Source organism: Burkholderia sp. Tr-862 (assembly GCF_011753085.1).
Taxonomy (GTDB): domain Bacteria; phylum Pseudomonadota; class Gammaproteobacteria; order Burkholderiales; family Burkholderiaceae; genus Burkholderia; species Burkholderia ambifaria.
In genome coordinates this window covers 1-15,392 of the sequence record NZ_VWWG01000149.1, presented here as the reverse complement: position 1 = coordinate 15,392, position 15,392 = coordinate 1, and the positions used below count along the sequence as shown (strand labels likewise).

The window sequence follows — 15,392 nt, the reverse complement described above, 5'->3', positions numbered from 1 at the left end:
AGCGTGTCGCCGGCGTCGACGTCGACCTCGACGGCCGCGCCGATCGACGCCGCGTGGCGCCGCAACCAGGCGACCAGCACGCGCGCACGGCCGACGCCGACGCGCGGCACCGATCGCCACCACTGGCCGCCGCGGCGGTTCACGAACGCCACGAGCTCGCCGAGCGTCCGGATACCCTCGTCTTCCAGGCGTGCGGCGACGAGCGAGCGGAACCAGCGGCCGACCGGATGTTCGGCCCGTGGCGTCGCGACCGCCCACTGCGCGGCGACCTGCTCGATCAGCTGCAGCGACACGGGCGTCAGGCGCGGCTCGCCGTATTTCTCGATCGCCGCCTGCAGGTGGGATTGCAACACCGGCGAACCGTCGCGCAGCGCGGCCGCGACCAGGTCGTCGCGCATCGTGCGCAGCAGCTGCGCGACGTCGACCGGCTCGGCCGCATCGCGATCGAAGTACAGTCGCTCGATCGTCTCGATCGGCAGGCCTTTCACGCGCGCGCGCAGCGCCGTGAATTCGGTGCGGCTGTAGCTGCGTAAAGGCATCTGGGCCAACTGCTGGGGACGATTGGCCATCGTTCAGGCGGTCGCCGGTTGGGTTGCTGCACCAAAGGCCTCGGCCCACGACGCGTCCGTGACGGCATCGAGGGTTGCGATCGCCCTCGCGCGTGCCGCGTCGAGCGTTTCCGCCTCGCTATTCGGCACATGCCGGCCCGTGAGGACGTCGGACACGGCGTAGACCGGCACCGTATCAATCGGCAAGCCGACAATCGCGTGGATAGCCCACGTCCGGTCGCGGTGCTCGAACGGAATGCCGATCACCTCGACGTCGCCGGTCTGCATCGCGGCCGAGAACACGATCGCGTCGACGCGGCGAGGTGCCGGACGCGCCGGCGCTTTCTTGGAAGAGGAACGGGCCATGGGTTCAACTCCTGTACGGAATGGACACGTAGATTTCCGACATCCGCAGCTCGCCGAGAACCAGCGCGAGAAAATCGCCAGCGGCAGAAGGATGTTCGATGAAGGGCTGATCGTATGCGGGAGGAGGGAGAGAGACATCGAGCACCTGGCCGGCGGCGGTGCGCACCAACGAATGCGACACAAAGCGCTGCTGCGCGCCGTCTCCGCCGTCAGCCAACCAACCACGTACCGGCATGTCGTCTGGATGCAGCCGAAGCCATCGGTCGACCTGCTCGTGGCAATGATTCGGATTCGGCGCCCAATGCGCCAGCGCACCAGCGCCGGCATAACCGCTGATCGGCAATGCGCTCACATAGTCGCGCGCAATCGCGTCGATCAGTGTCGACGTTACGACGGACAGTGCGGCGGCTCGGTCGAATGCAACGTTCATGATCGACGACCCCGTCAGATTATTGCGCGGCCGGCTCGGCGAGCTTCCGCGATTGCACCGCGGTCTACTCGAGCGCCGTGATGTACCGATGGCATGGAACGCGCGTGAGCTGCGCGTCGTGAAGCACAAGCGCCGCCGCAATTGCCGCATGTTCCGCTTCGAAGAGCGTGAACCGCTGGTCGCGCTCAGCGCGTGCGACGCACGAATCGATCGCTGCATTGGCCTTCTCGAATACCGGTGCATGCGCGCCGTCGATTCGCTGCGCGATGTCGATGACGTTCGACAAGGTCGACAGCGATTCGATGCCGCCCTGCCCGGCAGCGAGGCAGGTCAGCGCGAGGTGATGCTTGAGCGACAGTCTTCGGACCTGGTCACCCGGCAGCGGCAGCAACTGCGCCTTGGAGAGCGGGCGGCGCCCCTTCATTGATCACCTCGCATCGGTGCAAGGGCGAAAGAGGACGGTCGAGGCGTGGCGGCCGCATGATCGCCTGTCGAATGGACGACCGGAGTCTCGCTGGCTGGCTTGTCGAACCATGCCTGCTTGACGTTGGCCGCTGCTTGTATCGCGGTCGCAACCGCCGCAAACCCACCCAGAATCATCACCTTGCGCTGCAGCGCTTGGCTGTGCGCGTGTCGGCGTTCGTCGGTCATGTATTGATCGAGCACGCGAACCGCGTCCGGACGCATGCGGTAAGCGGTGTCTCGTTGCACGACTTCCACCAGCCCTTCGGCATCCAATACCCGGACCAGCGCGCGAATGCGCTGGAGCACTTCTTCGGCTTCCGGATGGCGGATCCAACCGCGCTGATACAAGAGGGTGGTGATCATCACGGGGTCGATCGTGCGCTCGTCGTTCTCCATCGACAGCCTGACGATCGCCTGCAAAACGTCCATGCGCTCTTTGCGTTCCAACTGGCGCCGGTTAAATCGACTCTCCCGCCGCTCCTCTCGGCGTGCCACTCGCTTGTAGTAGCCGGTTCGAACCTTCAGCCAGAATCGGAACGGGTCGCGCTCGACAAATTCGAAGCGGCGGAGATAGTAGACGAAGGTCGATTTCGCCCGCACGGCACGTGCGATCGGAATATCGACAACGTCGTTCTGGTATCGATCGTCGCGCCACGGCCGACCGAGTACACCGGTCGACGACAGGCCTGCGATCAGCACGTCGCCCTCCGGGTCGATACCATCGAGTCCCGCATAAAAGTAGTCGCGCCTGTTGAGGCGCTCGTCACCCGACAGCGGGATTCGGTCGGGCGACGGCGCCTTCAGCACGACCTCGATTGCCTTGCGCAGCCACAGTTCTGTTGGAAACATAGTTGGAATTTGTTTAGCGCGCGCAGACTCGCCACACTGGGTGATTGAACTGGCTCCGCCGCTGTTCGGCCGACGGCGTTCCGACGTGGTTCGCGTCGCGCATCACCGGCCTCGCTGGGCGTCCTCAAGCATGGCGACGACCGCGGGGGTGCGCAGGGCCGCGCCGAGGACGACATAGTCCGGATGGTCGCCGCGCGTCTCCGAAAACACGCACTCGCTGGCCAAACCCATCGCGAACGCCATCGCCTGCGCCGGGGTGCTGTGGTCGAGCACCGTGCTGGCCACGACGTCGGCGATCACCGCCTGCTCGTGCGGCGCCGGCGCACGACCCAGTTTCGGCTTGACGGCTTCGCACACGCCCGTGGCGACCAGGCTGATCAGGTCGATGCGCGGCAGGTAGGCCGCCAGCTGCTCGGCCATACCCTCCTCGAGCGCCAACGTGAAGCCCTCGCGGAATAGCGGCGCACGGTCATATGCGATGCGCAGGCAGCGCATTTCGTGCGCGTCGACTGCGATGTCGGCCAGCCGGAACTCATGCCGAACGTCGTACGCCTCCAGGCGCACATTCCGATCGTCCCCGGTCAGCGCGGGGCGCGCCAGCACGCTGACGATCACGGTGGGCGAACCGAGCGAGTCGGCCGAGCTGACCGGGATCAGCTGGATGATGTAATGCGGACCTTCGAGTGAGACGCCGGCCTGCAGGCGCTGGACTTCGATCATGGAGGGTTTCCTCATTTTGTGTTGGTCAATACTGTCGTGGTCACAGTCGTTGCGGCCCGGCACCGGAATCACGCTGGTCCGGCGGGTGCCAAGGCGGCCGGGTCGCCGTCGGCCGCGCCGAGTCCGATGGGTGCGCGACCCGGCACCCGTCGCGCGTTTTGCGCCGCGATCCAATCCGGGGCATCGTTGGTCGCGACGAACAGGCTGCGAGCCGTCTGGCCTCGCTGGCGATAGCTGCCGAGCTCGACCCCACCGAAGAACTTCATCTGCCATAAGGTGATGCGCGGATTCGTGCGCAGATACACGCCACGGTACTCGAACACCCCATTACCGATCGTGTGGTCGACGCGGCCCCCAGCCTCGCAGCGCGCCATCATGTCTTCGAACGTCGCCAGCCCCGCTCCCGTAAACATGTTGGCGGACGCCACCGCATGCGGGGCAATCTGGAGATGCCAGTGGTGCCACGCGAGCCCGAACGCGATGTAGCTGCACAAGATGGCCAACTTCTCCCCGTCGAACGGCACCGACATGCCGGTGGCCCAGCTGCCGTCAGGCTGTCGGATCTGGCGATCGCGCTGCCCCACAGCCAACTCGCGGCGCAACGCGTCGTTCTTGGCCAGTCGCGGACCGAGCTGCGCGGCGAGCGCCTCGCTCACATCGGCATGCACGCCCCCCATGAGCAACACGGACAGCACGTAGTGTTCGAGGCGCGACTTCGCGGTATTGCATTCGTGGCAGGCCGGCACCTTGGGCAGGTTGTCGCGCCCGGCAAGGAGAAAAAACTCGCGCGCGATCACGTGGTCCGCCGTATTCGCGCCTCCCTCCAGCCCGCAGTACACGCAGGTCTTGTTCCGAAATCGCTTGCTGCCCAAGTCGACGCTCCTGGCGAAAAAATTTGCTCAGCTGCGCGGTGCGCGCTGCTCGAGGCTGGTACTTCACGGCACGCAGCGGGCCGCGGCCGGTCGGTTCACTTGGGAGCGCGACCCACGAACAGGCTGCCGCAGTGCGCGCAGCGATAGACGTAGTCGCCGCTGTCGGAGAGGATCGATGGCGAGTAGCCGCTCGCGTCCGCGCGGTGCATGCCGAGCCAACAGATGAGCCGAGTGAACATGCGGTGCTCCTTTTCAGTGAGGGCCGCCCGCCCTTCGCGGGCGGGCGGGAACGTCAGTGTAGGCCCGTCATCAACCACACGAGCTTGCACGTCCAGTACACCAGCGCGACGCTGGCCGCTGCGCCGCGCAGCATGAGAACCACCGTTTCAAGTTTCATATGAGCACCTGGGCTCGTCGTTAAGGTGCCCATCACAGGTGTTCAACTTTGCGCTAAGCGCCGGCCTGCCCGATCTTCATGTGCCCGCAAACCAAGGGTTTACCCCTATCTAACCGAGGCATAATCCGACCCTGGGGCATTTTAGACCATTAAACGCAATGCCGATAAGCGGAGTTATCGGCATTGACGGTGCGCCAAAAAAAAAACGGGCCAACCGGCCCGTCCTGGTTACATCGCCTTGCGCCATTCCGGCAGTTCCGGCGTCACCCGCGCGCTCGGCCGCCGGGCCGCCGCGCGCAGCTGCGCCTTGCCGGCCGCCGTCAGCGGCGCCGGCTTCTGCTTGCGCTGGGACACGCGCACGACGACCTTCACCGCGGCCGTCGTCGGCGCAGCTTTCTTCAGCGGTTTCGTCACGTGGCTCATATCAACTCCTTGTCCAGCAGATAGTCTAGCAGCTTTGCCCACGACCGGCTGTCGGCACCGAGGTCAAATTCCATCAGCCGCTGCGAGCCGTGGTCCGTCCACCACATCGCGTCGACCTCCAGCAGATCCTGCACGGTCTGGCAGGCGGCGAACGCCGGGATGCCCTGCTCGGCCGCCTCGAGCGGCGCATCGAAGCCCAGCTTCGGCCAGTAGCGGTAGCCGATCATATGCGGGTCGTACCCTTGCCCTCCCCCCGCGATCAGCGTGATCCGGCGGTAGCCCAGGCGGTGCGCGGTCATCGCGCACAGCGCGAAAGCCACCGTGCCGAGCCAGTCCGGCGCCTGGTGCCGGAGAAACAGGTGATCGATGTGCAGCGCCTGGGCCACCGCCGGCTCGGCGGCGTCCTCCCCGTCATCGCCGCCCTCGCCGAGATACAACGACATTCCGTCGTCCGCGTCCTGGTACACGCCGATGCGGTTCTTGTGCGGGTGTTGCAGGATGGCCGGCTGGACCGACGTGAAGTACACGCCCGGCGGCGCCTCGTCGGGCCCTACCCGGTACTCGGCCTGCTCGTGGACGCGCGCGTCCGTAAAGATCATCAGCAGCTGCGCATACTCGGGGCTGGTGAGCTCGAAGTCGTCGAACTCGACGAGGGTCGCCGCATCGAACACGGTGCCGTCCTGCCGGAACGCGCCCGACAGATACTGCCGGACGAGATCGGACGCCTGCAGCCGATCATAGGCAGCCTGCAAGACGCGATCGAAGAAGTCGGTACGGGGCAACGCCATGTTGTCGTTTAGATTCGGAAAAGCAGATTGTAGCGGCACTAGCACTGGTCGAAGTTCTGCAAATACCTCGGAGGGCTGGTGCGGCCGCCCCTCCCTCTTCGCGCGGAAGGCCGCGAAAGAGCGACTGTTTGCCCCGACCAAAGATACCAGATGGATATCTACTAGATATCCGAAAGATACCTGACAGCTTCATCATTGGTATCTGGTAGCTATCGGATAGCTATCGGATATCAGGTAGCTATCGGATACCTCTTTGATATCGGGTAGCTATCTGATATCTTTCGGCTATCGGATAGCTACCCGATACCAGATAGCTACATTTCAGCTATCCGATAGCTATCGGATAGCTTCTTGATATCTGGTAGCTACCAGATATCCTTCTACTGCACATAGGAGATTTTGCGATGCCGGTTATCGTGTTTGTTAGTCCGAAAGGCGGAGTCGGCAAGACGACTTCTGCGTTGGTTCTGGCCGATCAGCTCGCCCGTAGCACGGATGTATCCGTCATCGACGCTGATCCCAACAAACCGATCGCCATGTGGGCGAACGGAGGTGCAAAGCCGGAACGGATGACCATCATTTCGGATGCGGATGAAGAAAACATCATCGACAAGATCGAGGCGGCAGCAAGCCAGACCCCATTCGTGATTGTCGACCTGGAAGGTACAGCGGCGAAGATTGTGATCTTGGCTGTCAGCCAAGCAGATCTGATTGTGATTCCAATGCAGGGGTCGCAGCTCGACGCATCGCAGGCGTCTCGTGCGCTGAAGGTCGTTGAGCAACAGGAGAAAATGTCGCGGCGGAAAGTTCCGTACGGAGTCTTGTTAACGCGCACCAGCCCGATCATCCGCACGCGCACAATGAAGCACATCAGTAGCTCGTTCTCGGAGGCCGGCATTGAGCTATTCAATACGGAACTGAACGAGCGAGAAGCATTCAAGGCGATGTTCTCGTTTGCGTTGCCGCTTTCAGATCTCGATCCGAGCGACGTTTCGAACCTCGATAAAGCAGTGATCAACGCAGAGGAATTCGCCAATGAGGTCGTTGAGAAGTTGCGCGAAGGGATGGCACCTTCGCAGGAGGTAGCGTGAAATGGCTGAACGCAAGAACCCGCTTGATTTGAGCGGCTTCACGCCGCGACCAGCTGCATCTAGCAGCCGTCCCGCGCCCGAGGTTGTCGACCAGATCGCTGCAGAGACCGGATTTCCAAGCAGACAACCTTTGGGCGCGCCGGTGGCCGACACTCCGCCGACGAAGGCGGTCAGCAAGGCTACTCGAGCCAAACCATCAGATACATCCCCACGCCAAGATAATCGGCGCCGAACCGGCCGAAACGTGCAGAAAAACGTGAAGTTGACTGCCCAAGGAGTCGCGGATCTGGAAGCAGAGGCAAACCGCTCGAAGGAAACCTTCGGGGAAGTGCTCGAGCGCGGGATTGCGGCAATTCGGCGACTGCGCGAGATGGGCGTGGACGACTATTACGAATGATACCTAATAGCTATCTATCAGGTATCTGGTAGCTACCAGATACCTGATAAGTGACTTCTGCCGGCACGCCATGAAGCGAAGCCCTCCTTGCTGGTATTTGCTGGCCAGGCCAGGCTGATAGCGAGCGGCTGGCATCGCACAGAGGCGATAGTGGATTGCGGGAAGGCTGTTTACTGGCGGAAATGTCGTTGTGGGTATCGGCGGATCGTTACCCGGACGGTTGAATTTATTGCTATGTCTATCTCAGGAACAACACCTGGGGTTGCTTTAGAAAAACAACTACTTTAAAACCTTTAGCTCTCGCAGATCCTTGTCCCACCAGGCTTTCCGCACAATTCGGTCATCCTTTGTGGGGCAAAAGGTCGGTGTCTATGGGGCGGATCGGTCAGGGTTTATGGGGTGTGGTCAGGGTTTATGGGGAACCTCGTGTCAATCCTCGATTTTTCACTATAAATGACTGATTTGTAAAGATAATTTCACACCACATCACAATGCCGGCAGTCAAAAAGTCATCGTTTGTGGGGCAGAAAGTCATGGTCTGTGAGGGCGCTCGTGTACGGCCCAGATCGCGGTGACGCTTTGATCACGAAAGGTCATGGTTTGTGGGGCGATCGCCGGTCAGTTTGCGAGTGTTCACTTCCATATAACTCATTGAATTAACTGAATAAAGTTTACGCCAAAGCCAAAGGTCATGATCTATGGGGCGTAAGCGTAAGGCTCGTCTCGATCAAAAGGTCATCCTTTGTGGGGAAATGGAGCGCTCTGCACCGATGGTCAATTAGAAAGGTCATGGTTTGTGGGGTGCCTCGGGGTAACGCGCTTTTCTGCCTGAACAAGCGATCCATAGCCTCGTAAGGTCATGCTTTATGGGGCGAAGCCGCGACATAGCTGCGTCCTCGTTCGAAAAGTCATGGTTTGTGGGGCGACGCCCTCCGGCCGAACGCGCCGATCGTGTCCTCGCGCAGCTGAAAGTCATGGTTTGTGGGGGGCGTGGGGCGCGCCTCGGCGAATGGTCATGGTTTATGGGGCGATTCCAGCAAGGTCCTAGACGATGCTTGGTTCAGCCGTGTGAGAAGACGGCGCAGAGATATCTAAGGGTCATGGTTCATGGGGCAGTGTCGATCGGAAACGAAAGGTCACGGTTTGTGGGGCAGATTCCGAAAGGTCATCCCAATTCTCTTGCGAACATGACTTTATCGCCCTAGAATGCTCCTCAACCAATGAGGAGCCTATGGCCGTAGCAAAGCAAAGAACCGGTAGCGCTGTAGTAGCGAACGTGCCGTCGAGCGAACTTCGAAAGCACGTTGGTACGGTGCACGTCGGGGGGGATCTCGGGTTGCTTGGCCGAAAGTTGTCGAATGTCCTACTGCTGAACGCCTACGACAACCTGTTGAAGAAGTCGGTTCATGAGATTCCCGTTGGGATCATGAGCGAGATGCTGGGGTTCGATAGTAAGAACACGAGTGCACTCAAGGAAGCGCTCAAGAAGATCTCGACCACCCCGATTGAGTTCGATATCTTGCATGCGGCTGGGGATGAGGAGTGGGGGGTGACAACCCTTCTGAGCTCGGCGAACATTCGGAACGGGATCGTCACATACGAGTACAGCAGCGCACTCGCGAACAAGCTCGCGAACCCCGAAATCTACTTGCTCATCAACATCAACGTTCAAAAGCAGTTCAGTGGAGCGTATGCGCTCGCTTTGTATGAAAACTGCTTGCGATTCAAACGCACAGGGTCGACTGGTTGGATATCGGTCGACATCTGGCGAAAGCTTCTCGGCGCCGAAGCGTCAACATATGACGAGTTCAAACACTTCAACTCGGAAGTGATAAAAAAGGCGGTGAAGGAAGTAAACACTGTATCGAATATATTGATCACTCCGGAGTACGAACGACAGAACCGTCGTGTCGCCAAGATCCGTTTTTTGGTGGAGGACAATCCGCAGCGGTCGATGTACGACGAGAGTGATAGTGAGGAGCAGGCCGCGATCCGCGATTCTGAAACCTATCGTCGGCTCGTGAAGCTTGGTATCTCGGGCCGACTTGCTGTCGATTGGATCCAGCATGATCCAGATCGGGCGACGAAGACGGCCCAGTATGTAGAGCAGCAGATTCGGAACAAGAAGATTAAAAAGAATGCTGGCGGATACGCGCGCACGGTATTTGAAGGCGGGGGAGACATCGAGACAGTCGAGGTGATCGAGGAGTCCGCGCGGCGGGCGCAGAAGGCAGTGATCGATGAAGCAGAGGCGGCGGCAGATGCCCGGTCGAAGCTGATCGCAACCGCGATTCGCGGCCTGTCGTCGGACGAGCGGAGCGAGTTCGTGCGCCAATATGCAGCATCTGGCGGCGCCGTCGGGTCGTATGTCGAAGCAGAAGGGGCGTTCAAGAACGTTCTTGAGAAAACTGCGTTTACCGCATGGCTTGCGGGTAGGATCGGCGAAACGCTAGCGTAATTTGTATAACGCTAGACTAGACCAAACAGACAGCGTTAGATCTTGGGTGAACGCTTAGAAAGCGATTGATGCGCCAAGGGTCATGACGTATTGAAACAATAGTTTGCGGGGTTACAAGTGAAGCACGATCCGAGACAAGCGATCCGACAGTTTGTCGCAGTTCTCCACGATACCAAAGCACCAAACGCGTTAGCGGTCGAAGGTCTGCTGCCCCTCATACGGTATCTGCTCGCGAATGCGCCTTGGTCTGAGCTCGTCGATATGTCGGGCGCCGTCTCATTGATTTTCGCGGCGGCGACTCATGCCGAAGCTGTTAGGAAAGGGACAATTGATACGTCATGTGCGGCGCCACCGTTTGAGTGGGCGGACATTGTCACCGACGAGATATTGCGCTATCCGAGAAAGTATCTGACGCTAATCGAGCTGCCCGGACTATCGATCGAAGGCGAACTGAACCTCACGATTGGCAAACGCGCGCGCATCATACGGTCAGACATTGCAGGCACTCGATCCATATTTGACTCCTCCTTGGGCATTCTGGGGATGCTGTCTCAATATGGCGGCTTGAAAGAACGAGACGCCAAGGAGAGCCCGGTGTGCCTGGAGATCAGCGCAAGCGGTTATCTGGACAGGTCCGAAAGCAGTTCCGCTGCGAGCCACGCCATTTCGCGCGCAAAGCAGGTGCTTCAGATATTCAATGTGGCGGGAAGTGGCCTCATTCTCGCCCCCGACCTCGATTCGGCCTCAATGCAGGACAGCACAATGCTCGGCTACGAGCCTGAAAGACCGACAAATATTCTGGAGATCGGCCTATCCGAGCAGGTGCGTCAACGGCTTGGAGCATGCCGCTATGTCGCGCCGCAAACATCGAGCGGTGGTCTATTTGGCCTCGGCTCCGAACAGCGTGTGTCCCAGGTGGAGTCGATTGCCGACAGCTTGCGGCCTTACACTGCATTGCTATCTGCTGGAGAGGAAAATCAAGATGCTACGAGGATTCTCACTGGGCTTGAATGGGCGTTCGATGCCGACGTTGAGCGTAACGAAACACAGGCATTGCTCAATGCATGCATCGGTATTGAGGCGATATTAGGCAAATCACAAGAGACGGGTCTGACCGACAAGCTGGCCGACCGGTGCGCCTTCATGTTGGGGCGAGGCGCACGGCAACGCGAACAGATAGCGTCGGATTTCAAGAAAATCTACGATGCCCGCTCGAAGGTCGTGCACGGGCGTCGCCGGCGTTTGCAGCCGCAAGAAAGGGGTATGCTTGATCAAGCCAAACAGCTACTCCGTAACATCCTCCAGCGCGAAGCTACCGAGTTTGCAGGATAGTCCGTGGCCCCGTCACCAGCAACGATGCCTCCTTCGGGTTGGTGACGGCCCGTGATGAAGTGAACGCGATGCTTTCTCAGACCTGATCTGACGTTGACTGGCCGATCGGGTTTTAACTTGTGCACGTAATTCTTCGGTTTGCTCGGCTTCGATGATGTCACCCTAACAAAACTCCCGCGACGTGGTCGGTAGGGCGCCGAGTAGCTCGGTCCTGTCGACCAGCTTGCTCGCGATCAGGTGCCGCACTTTCCCTTCGGCCTGCCAGACGCCGTACACGGCCAGCAGCGCAGCGCCGAGCGCTTCCTTCCGAAATTTCTCCAACAGACCGGGCCAGAGGATCACGTTCACCTGGCCCGTCTCGTCCTCGAGCGTCATGAACAGCACGCCGTTCGCCGTGCCCGGCCGCTGCCGCACCGTAACCAGTCCGCACGCGCGCGCGAGCTGCCCGCTACGCAAAGTCTGCAGCTGCTCGGCCGACTGAAGGCGATCGAGCGCGAGGCGATCTCGCAGCAGCGCCAGCGGATGCCGGCCGAGCGTGAAGCCCATCGCATGATAGTCGGTGACGATTTCCTTGCCCTCGGATGCTTGCGGCAGCGCCGGCACCGCGTCGTCGCGCTCGGTGCCGCGCAGCAGATCCCGATCGGGGACCGCGGCGGCCGCGAGCCAAAGCGCGGCGCGTCGGTTGCCGCCGGCGAGTGAGCGAAGTGCGTTCGCGCGCGCGAGCACCTGCAGGTCGTGCCGGTCGAGCTGCGCACGGCGCGCGAGGTCCGCGACGTCGACGAATGGCCGCGCTGCGCGTGCGAGCTCGATGCGGCCGGCGACGTCCTCGCGCATGCCGCGCAACAGCGAGAAGCCGAGGCGTACCGGCGCCGACGTCGTCGGCCCTTCGATCGCAGAATCCCACGTGCTCACGTTGACGTCGACGGGCAGCACCTGGACGCCGCGGCGCCGCGCGTCCTGCAGGAGCTGCGACGGCGTGTAAAAGCCCATCGGTTGGCTGTTGAGCAGCGCGGCCAGGAACACGGCCGGTTCGTGTCGGCGCAGCCAGGCGCTCGAGTAGACGAGTAGCGCGAAGCTGGCAGCGTGGCTCTCCGGAAAGCCGTACTCGCCGAAGCCCTTGATCTGCGCGAAGATCGACTCGGCGAACTCGCGGTCGTAGCCGCGCTCGAGCATGCCGCTCACCAGGCGTTCGTGGTACGGCTCGAGCCCACCCTTGCGCTTCCAGGCAGCCATCGCGCGACGCAGCTGGTCGGCCTCGCCGGCGGAGAAACCGGCCGCCAGCATCGCGACCTGCATTACCTGCTCCTGGAAGATCGGCACGCCGAGCGTGCGCGCCAGTGCCTTCTCCATGCCTTCAGACGGAAACGTGACGGGCTCCAGTCCTTGGCGCCGGCGCAGAAACGGATGCACCATGCCGCCTTGCACCGGACCCGGCCGCACGATCGCGACTTCGATCACCAGGTCGTAGAAGCACTGCGGCCGCAGGCGCGGCAGCATCGACATTTGCGCGCGCGATTCCACTTGGAACACGCCCATGCTGTCGCCGTCGCACAGCATGTCGTAGGTCGTCTGGTCCTCGGCCGGGATGTCCTGCAGTTCGAACGTCTCGCCGCGTTTCTCCGAGATCATGTCGAGCGCACGGCGCACCATCGACAGCATGCCGAGCGCCAGGACATCGATTTTCAGGATGCCAAGCGCTTCGATGTCGTCCTTGTCCCACTGGATGATCGAGCGGTTCTCCATCGCTGCGTTCTCGACCGGCACGAGGCGCGTGAGCTTGCCGCGGCTGATCACGAAGCCGCCCGAATGCTGCGACAGGTGCCGCGGATAGCCGAGCAGCTGCGCGGCGAATCCTGCCCATTGCTGGTTCAGCGGCGCTTCGGGATCGAGGCCGGCCTCGGCAAACCGCTGCAGCAGATCGGCGCGCGAGTCAAACCAATGGTGCTGCTTCGCAACGCGTTCGACGATCGCCGGATCCACGCCGAGCGCTTTCCCGGCTTCCCGCAACGCGCTGCGCGGCCGGTACGTCGTGACGGCGGCCGTCAGCGCCGCGCGATCGCGACCGTACTTGCGGTAGATGTACTGCATGACCTCCTCGCGACGCTGATGCTCGAAATCGACGTCGATGTCCGGCGGCTCGTTGCGCTCCTTGGAGATGAACCGTTCGAACAGCATCGATTGCCGCGACGGATCGACCTCGGTCACACCGAGGCAGTAGCAGACTGACGAGTTCGCGGCCGAGCCGCGTCCCTGGCACAAGATGCCTTGCTCGCGCGCAAATTGCACGATGTCGTAGACCGTCAGGAAATACGCCTCGTACCTCAGGTCGGCGATCAGCTGCAGTTCGTGCTCGATCTGCGCCTGGACGTCGACCGGGATGCCGGCGGGGAAGCGCCGGCGCGCGCCGATGTAGGTCTGCTCGCGCAGGTACGTCGCTGGGTCGCTGCCGGCCGGCACCAGTTCGTCGGGATACTCGTACTTCAGGTCGTCGAGCGAGAACGTGCAGCGCCGCGCGACACGCACGGTTTCCTCGAGCGCGCCGGCGGGATAGAGGTTGGCGAGCCGCAGACGCGATCGCAGGTGACGCTCCGCATTCGGCGCGAGCTCGTACCCACACTCCGTTACCGGCCGGCCGACGCGGATCCCGGTCAGCAGGTCCTGCAGCGGCTTGCGCGACCGCACGTGCATCAGCGGCCAGCTGGTGGCCACCACCGGCACGCCGTGGCGCGCGGCGACGCGCTCGACCACACCGCGGTGGATGTCGTCCATCGCGCGAGCGTGCAGCGTCAGCGCGACCCATGCGCGATCACCGAACACGCGAGTGAACCATTCGACCTGCGCGTCGAGCCGCTGCTCGTTGGCCGGGAAGTCGGGCGACAGGATCGCGACGCAGTCGGGCAGGCTGCGGAGGTGGGTGTACGGGGCTTCCGGGTGCTCGAGATCGAGCGGCGCCAGCCGGTATGTGCCTTTCTTGCCGCGCATGCGACCGAGCGAAATGAATTCGCAGAGGTTGCCGTAACCGTCGCGATTCATCGCCAGCGCCGTGAAGGCGAGCGCGGGCGCGCCATCGGCGGCCGTCAGCCGGAAGTGCGAGCCGATGATCAGCGGCATGTTCGCCGCCTTCGCTTCGACGTGCGCGCGCACGACACCGGCGAGCGAGCACTCGTCGGTGATCGCGATCGCGCTGTAGCCGAGCTGCGCCGCGCGCGCGACGTATTCTTCCGCGCGCGATGAACCGTGCAGGAAGGAGAAGTCGCTGGCGGTTTGGAGTTCGGCGTAGGCGGGCAGGGCGCCGAAATTGCCGGCGTTCATGGTCGATCAACCGAACAGGCCGTGCAGGAAGAAGCGTGCTTCGCTCTCGTCGCTGGCCGTCGGCCGCTCCTTGTAGATCCAGTAGCAGATGCCGTTGTCGTCCTCGGCGACGAAGTAGTCGCGCGTCACGGTCTGCCCGTCCTGCCAGCCGCCTTCGATGCGCTCGCCGGGCGATACCATGCGCAGCGGCGTGCCGTAGAACGGCCGATGCTGGCGCGTGAGCAGCGGCACAGGCTTGGCAAGCAGCCAGGCCGGGCGCGGCAGATCCGCCGGCAGCGGCGACGGCTTCGGCGCGTCGCGCATCGGCACCCATCGGGCGGCCGGCTCCGGACGGTAGTCGGCCATGGGAGCGGGGACGAGCACGTTCTCGGCACCGAGCCGTGCGGTCAGCAGTTCGAGCAGCCGCGCGTGATCCTGCGGCGTACCGCCGGGCTCCGGAAAGAGCGAATCGCTCGGCGCGGCCGCTTCCTGCACGCTGCGGGCGACCAGGCGCACCGCAATCACGGGCCCGGCGAGCTCGACGTGGCCGAGCCGTTCCTTGACGAGCCGGGTCAGGTGTTCCTCGAAGCGGGTAGGGGCGCCCAACGCGATCTCGATCTCGGTCGGCGCGATCGCGTCCCGCCCGCGCTCGTGCTCGAGGAGCAACGCGAACGCCGCGACGTCCAGCTGCTTCGCGGTGAGCCAGCCCGTCAGCTGCAGGATCAGCCGGCGTGCGATGAACAGCAGCGCCTCGGCATGCTCGACGCGGTCCATCAGTTCGACGCGCGTGTCGAACGACGGCGGCATTTCGATCCAGTCATAGGCGGCCGGCGCGGTGCCGGCCACCTGGTCGAGCCAGTCGAGCAGCTGCGTGCCGCAGCGCTTTTTCAGCCCGGCGCGCGGCAAGCGCTGCAAGTCGGCCAGCGTTTCGCAGCCGAGATCCTCAAACCAGTTCGCGTAGCGCA

The 15,392-nt window shown here is 62.4% G+C and carries 16 protein-coding genes; 5 read left to right on the top strand and 11 right to left on the bottom strand.

The window, feature by feature from the left end; genetic code table 11:
• From F3J14_RS27695 to F3J14_RS27685, 3 genes are all read right to left on the bottom strand, one after another.
• A partial coding sequence (locus F3J14_RS27695; RefSeq protein ID WP_282100752.1) for a phage integrase family protein occupies positions 1-569 on the bottom strand: 569 nt, incomplete at its 3' end.
• Positions 570-572: 3 nt separating this feature from the next.
• Complete coding sequence (locus F3J14_RS27690; RefSeq protein WP_166725676.1) at positions 573-914, bottom strand: hypothetical protein; 342 nt, start codon at positions 912-914, stop codon at positions 573-575.
• 4 nt (positions 915-918) lie between these two features.
• Positions 919-1,344, bottom strand: coding sequence for a hypothetical protein (locus F3J14_RS27685; RefSeq protein WP_166725675.1), 426 nt, complete (start codon positions 1,342-1,344; stop codon positions 919-921).
• On the opposite strand from F3J14_RS27685, the gene F3J14_RS27680 reads away from it, so the two are divergent.
• A complete protein-coding gene (locus F3J14_RS27680; RefSeq protein WP_166725674.1) occupies positions 1,343-1,771 on the top strand; it encodes a hypothetical protein in 429 nt (142 codons plus the stop codon). The genes F3J14_RS27685 and F3J14_RS27680 overlap by 2 nt on opposite strands.
• On the opposite strand, the gene F3J14_RS27675 is transcribed toward F3J14_RS27680, so the two are convergent.
• The 6 genes from F3J14_RS27675 to F3J14_RS27650 form a co-directional block, all read right to left on the bottom strand.
• Positions 1,765-2,658 (bottom strand): hypothetical protein, encoded by an 894-nt coding sequence (locus tag F3J14_RS27675; protein WP_166725673.1) that lies wholly within the window; start codon positions 2,656-2,658, stop codon positions 1,765-1,767. The two genes, F3J14_RS27680 and F3J14_RS27675, sit on opposite strands and share 7 nt — an antisense overlap.
• A gap of 102 nt (positions 2,659-2,760) precedes the next feature.
• Positions 2,761-3,378: a hypothetical protein gene (locus F3J14_RS27670; protein ID WP_166725672.1), complete on the bottom strand. Its 618-nt coding sequence runs from the start codon at positions 3,376-3,378 to the stop codon at positions 2,761-2,763.
• A gap of 68 nt (positions 3,379-3,446) precedes the next feature.
• On the bottom strand, positions 3,447-4,250 hold the full coding sequence (locus tag F3J14_RS27665; RefSeq protein WP_166725671.1) for an HNH endonuclease: 804 nt from the start codon (positions 4,248-4,250) through the stop codon (positions 3,447-3,449).
• Positions 4,251-4,345: 95 nt separating this feature from the next.
• Positions 4,346-4,489, bottom strand: coding sequence for a hypothetical protein (locus F3J14_RS27660; protein WP_166725670.1), 144 nt, complete (start codon positions 4,487-4,489; stop codon positions 4,346-4,348).
• Positions 4,490-4,875: 386 nt separating this feature from the next.
• Positions 4,876-5,070: a hypothetical protein gene (locus F3J14_RS27655; protein ID WP_166725669.1), complete on the bottom strand. Its 195-nt coding sequence runs from the start codon at positions 5,068-5,070 to the stop codon at positions 4,876-4,878.
• Positions 5,067-5,858, bottom strand: coding sequence for a hypothetical protein (locus F3J14_RS27650; protein WP_166725668.1), 792 nt, complete (start codon positions 5,856-5,858; stop codon positions 5,067-5,069). The genes F3J14_RS27655 and F3J14_RS27650 overlap by 4 nt, the downstream gene beginning before the upstream one ends.
• Positions 5,859-6,262: 404 nt before the next feature.
• On the opposite strand from F3J14_RS27650, the gene F3J14_RS27645 reads away from it, so the two are divergent.
• From F3J14_RS27645 to F3J14_RS36240, 4 genes are all read left to right on the top strand, one after another.
• Positions 6,263-6,949, top strand: a complete 687-nt coding sequence (locus F3J14_RS27645; RefSeq protein ID WP_166725667.1) for a ParA family protein — start codon at positions 6,263-6,265, stop codon at positions 6,947-6,949.
• 1 nt (position 6,950) lies between these two features.
• Entirely contained in the window at positions 6,951-7,346 is a 396-nt protein-coding gene (locus F3J14_RS27640) for a hypothetical protein (protein ID WP_166725666.1), read from the top strand.
• 1,231 nt (positions 7,347-8,577) lie between these two features.
• The gene (locus tag F3J14_RS27635) at positions 8,578-9,804 is read left to right on the top strand and encodes a replication initiation protein (RefSeq protein ID WP_166725665.1); all 1,227 of its coding nucleotides are present in this window, start codon (positions 8,578-8,580) and stop codon (positions 9,802-9,804) included.
• A 117-nt stretch (positions 9,805-9,921) separates the two neighbouring features.
• Positions 9,922-11,136 (top strand): HEPN domain-containing protein, encoded by a 1,215-nt coding sequence (locus F3J14_RS36240; protein ID WP_166725664.1) that lies wholly within the window; start codon positions 9,922-9,924, stop codon positions 11,134-11,136.
• 162 nt (positions 11,137-11,298) lie between these two features.
• Here F3J14_RS36240 and F3J14_RS27625 read toward each other — a convergent pair whose 3' ends face one another.
• Positions 11,299-14,448, bottom strand: coding sequence for an error-prone DNA polymerase (locus tag F3J14_RS27625; protein WP_166725663.1), 3,150 nt, complete (start codon positions 14,446-14,448; stop codon positions 11,299-11,301).
• Positions 14,449-14,454: 6 nt separating this feature from the next.
• The coding region (locus F3J14_RS27620) for a DNA polymerase Y family protein (RefSeq protein WP_166725662.1) at positions 14,455-15,392 on the bottom strand (938 nt) is incomplete at its 5' end.

Excerpts from the sequence above, each read along its gene's own strand:
- F3J14_RS27690 (WP_166725676.1), bottom strand. The coding sequence starts at position 914 with ATGGCCCGTTCCTCTTCCAAGAAAGCGCCGGCGCGTCCGGCACCTCGC.
- F3J14_RS27680 (WP_166725674.1), top strand. The coding sequence starts at position 1,343 with ATGATCGACGACCCCGTCAGATTATTGCGCGGCCGGCTCGGCGAGCTT.
- F3J14_RS27685 (WP_166725675.1), bottom strand. The coding sequence starts at position 1,344 with ATGAACGTTGCATTCGACCGAGCCGCCGCACTGTCCGTCGTAACGTCG.
- F3J14_RS27675 (WP_166725673.1), bottom strand. The coding sequence starts at position 2,658 with ATGTTTCCAACAGAACTGTGGCTGCGCAAGGCAATCGAGGTCGTGCTG.
- F3J14_RS27670 (WP_166725672.1), bottom strand. The coding sequence starts at position 3,378 with ATGATCGAAGTCCAGCGCCTGCAGGCCGGCGTCTCACTCGAAGGTCCG.
- F3J14_RS27660 (WP_166725670.1), bottom strand. The coding sequence starts at position 4,489 with ATGTTCACTCGGCTCATCTGTTGGCTCGGCATGCACCGCGCGGACGCG.
- F3J14_RS27655 (WP_166725669.1), bottom strand. The coding sequence starts at position 5,070 with ATGAGCCACGTGACGAAACCGCTGAAGAAAGCTGCGCCGACGACGGCC.
- F3J14_RS27650 (WP_166725668.1), bottom strand. The coding sequence starts at position 5,858 with ATGGCGTTGCCCCGTACCGACTTCTTCGATCGCGTCTTGCAGGCTGCC.
- F3J14_RS27645 (WP_166725667.1), top strand. The coding sequence starts at position 6,263 with ATGCCGGTTATCGTGTTTGTTAGTCCGAAAGGCGGAGTCGGCAAGACG.
- F3J14_RS27640 (WP_166725666.1), top strand. The coding sequence starts at position 6,951 with ATGGCTGAACGCAAGAACCCGCTTGATTTGAGCGGCTTCACGCCGCGA.
- F3J14_RS27635 (WP_166725665.1), top strand. The coding sequence starts at position 8,578 with ATGGCCGTAGCAAAGCAAAGAACCGGTAGCGCTGTAGTAGCGAACGTG.
- F3J14_RS27625 (WP_166725663.1), bottom strand. The coding sequence starts at position 14,448 with ATGAACGCCGGCAATTTCGGCGCCCTGCCCGCCTACGCCGAACTCCAA.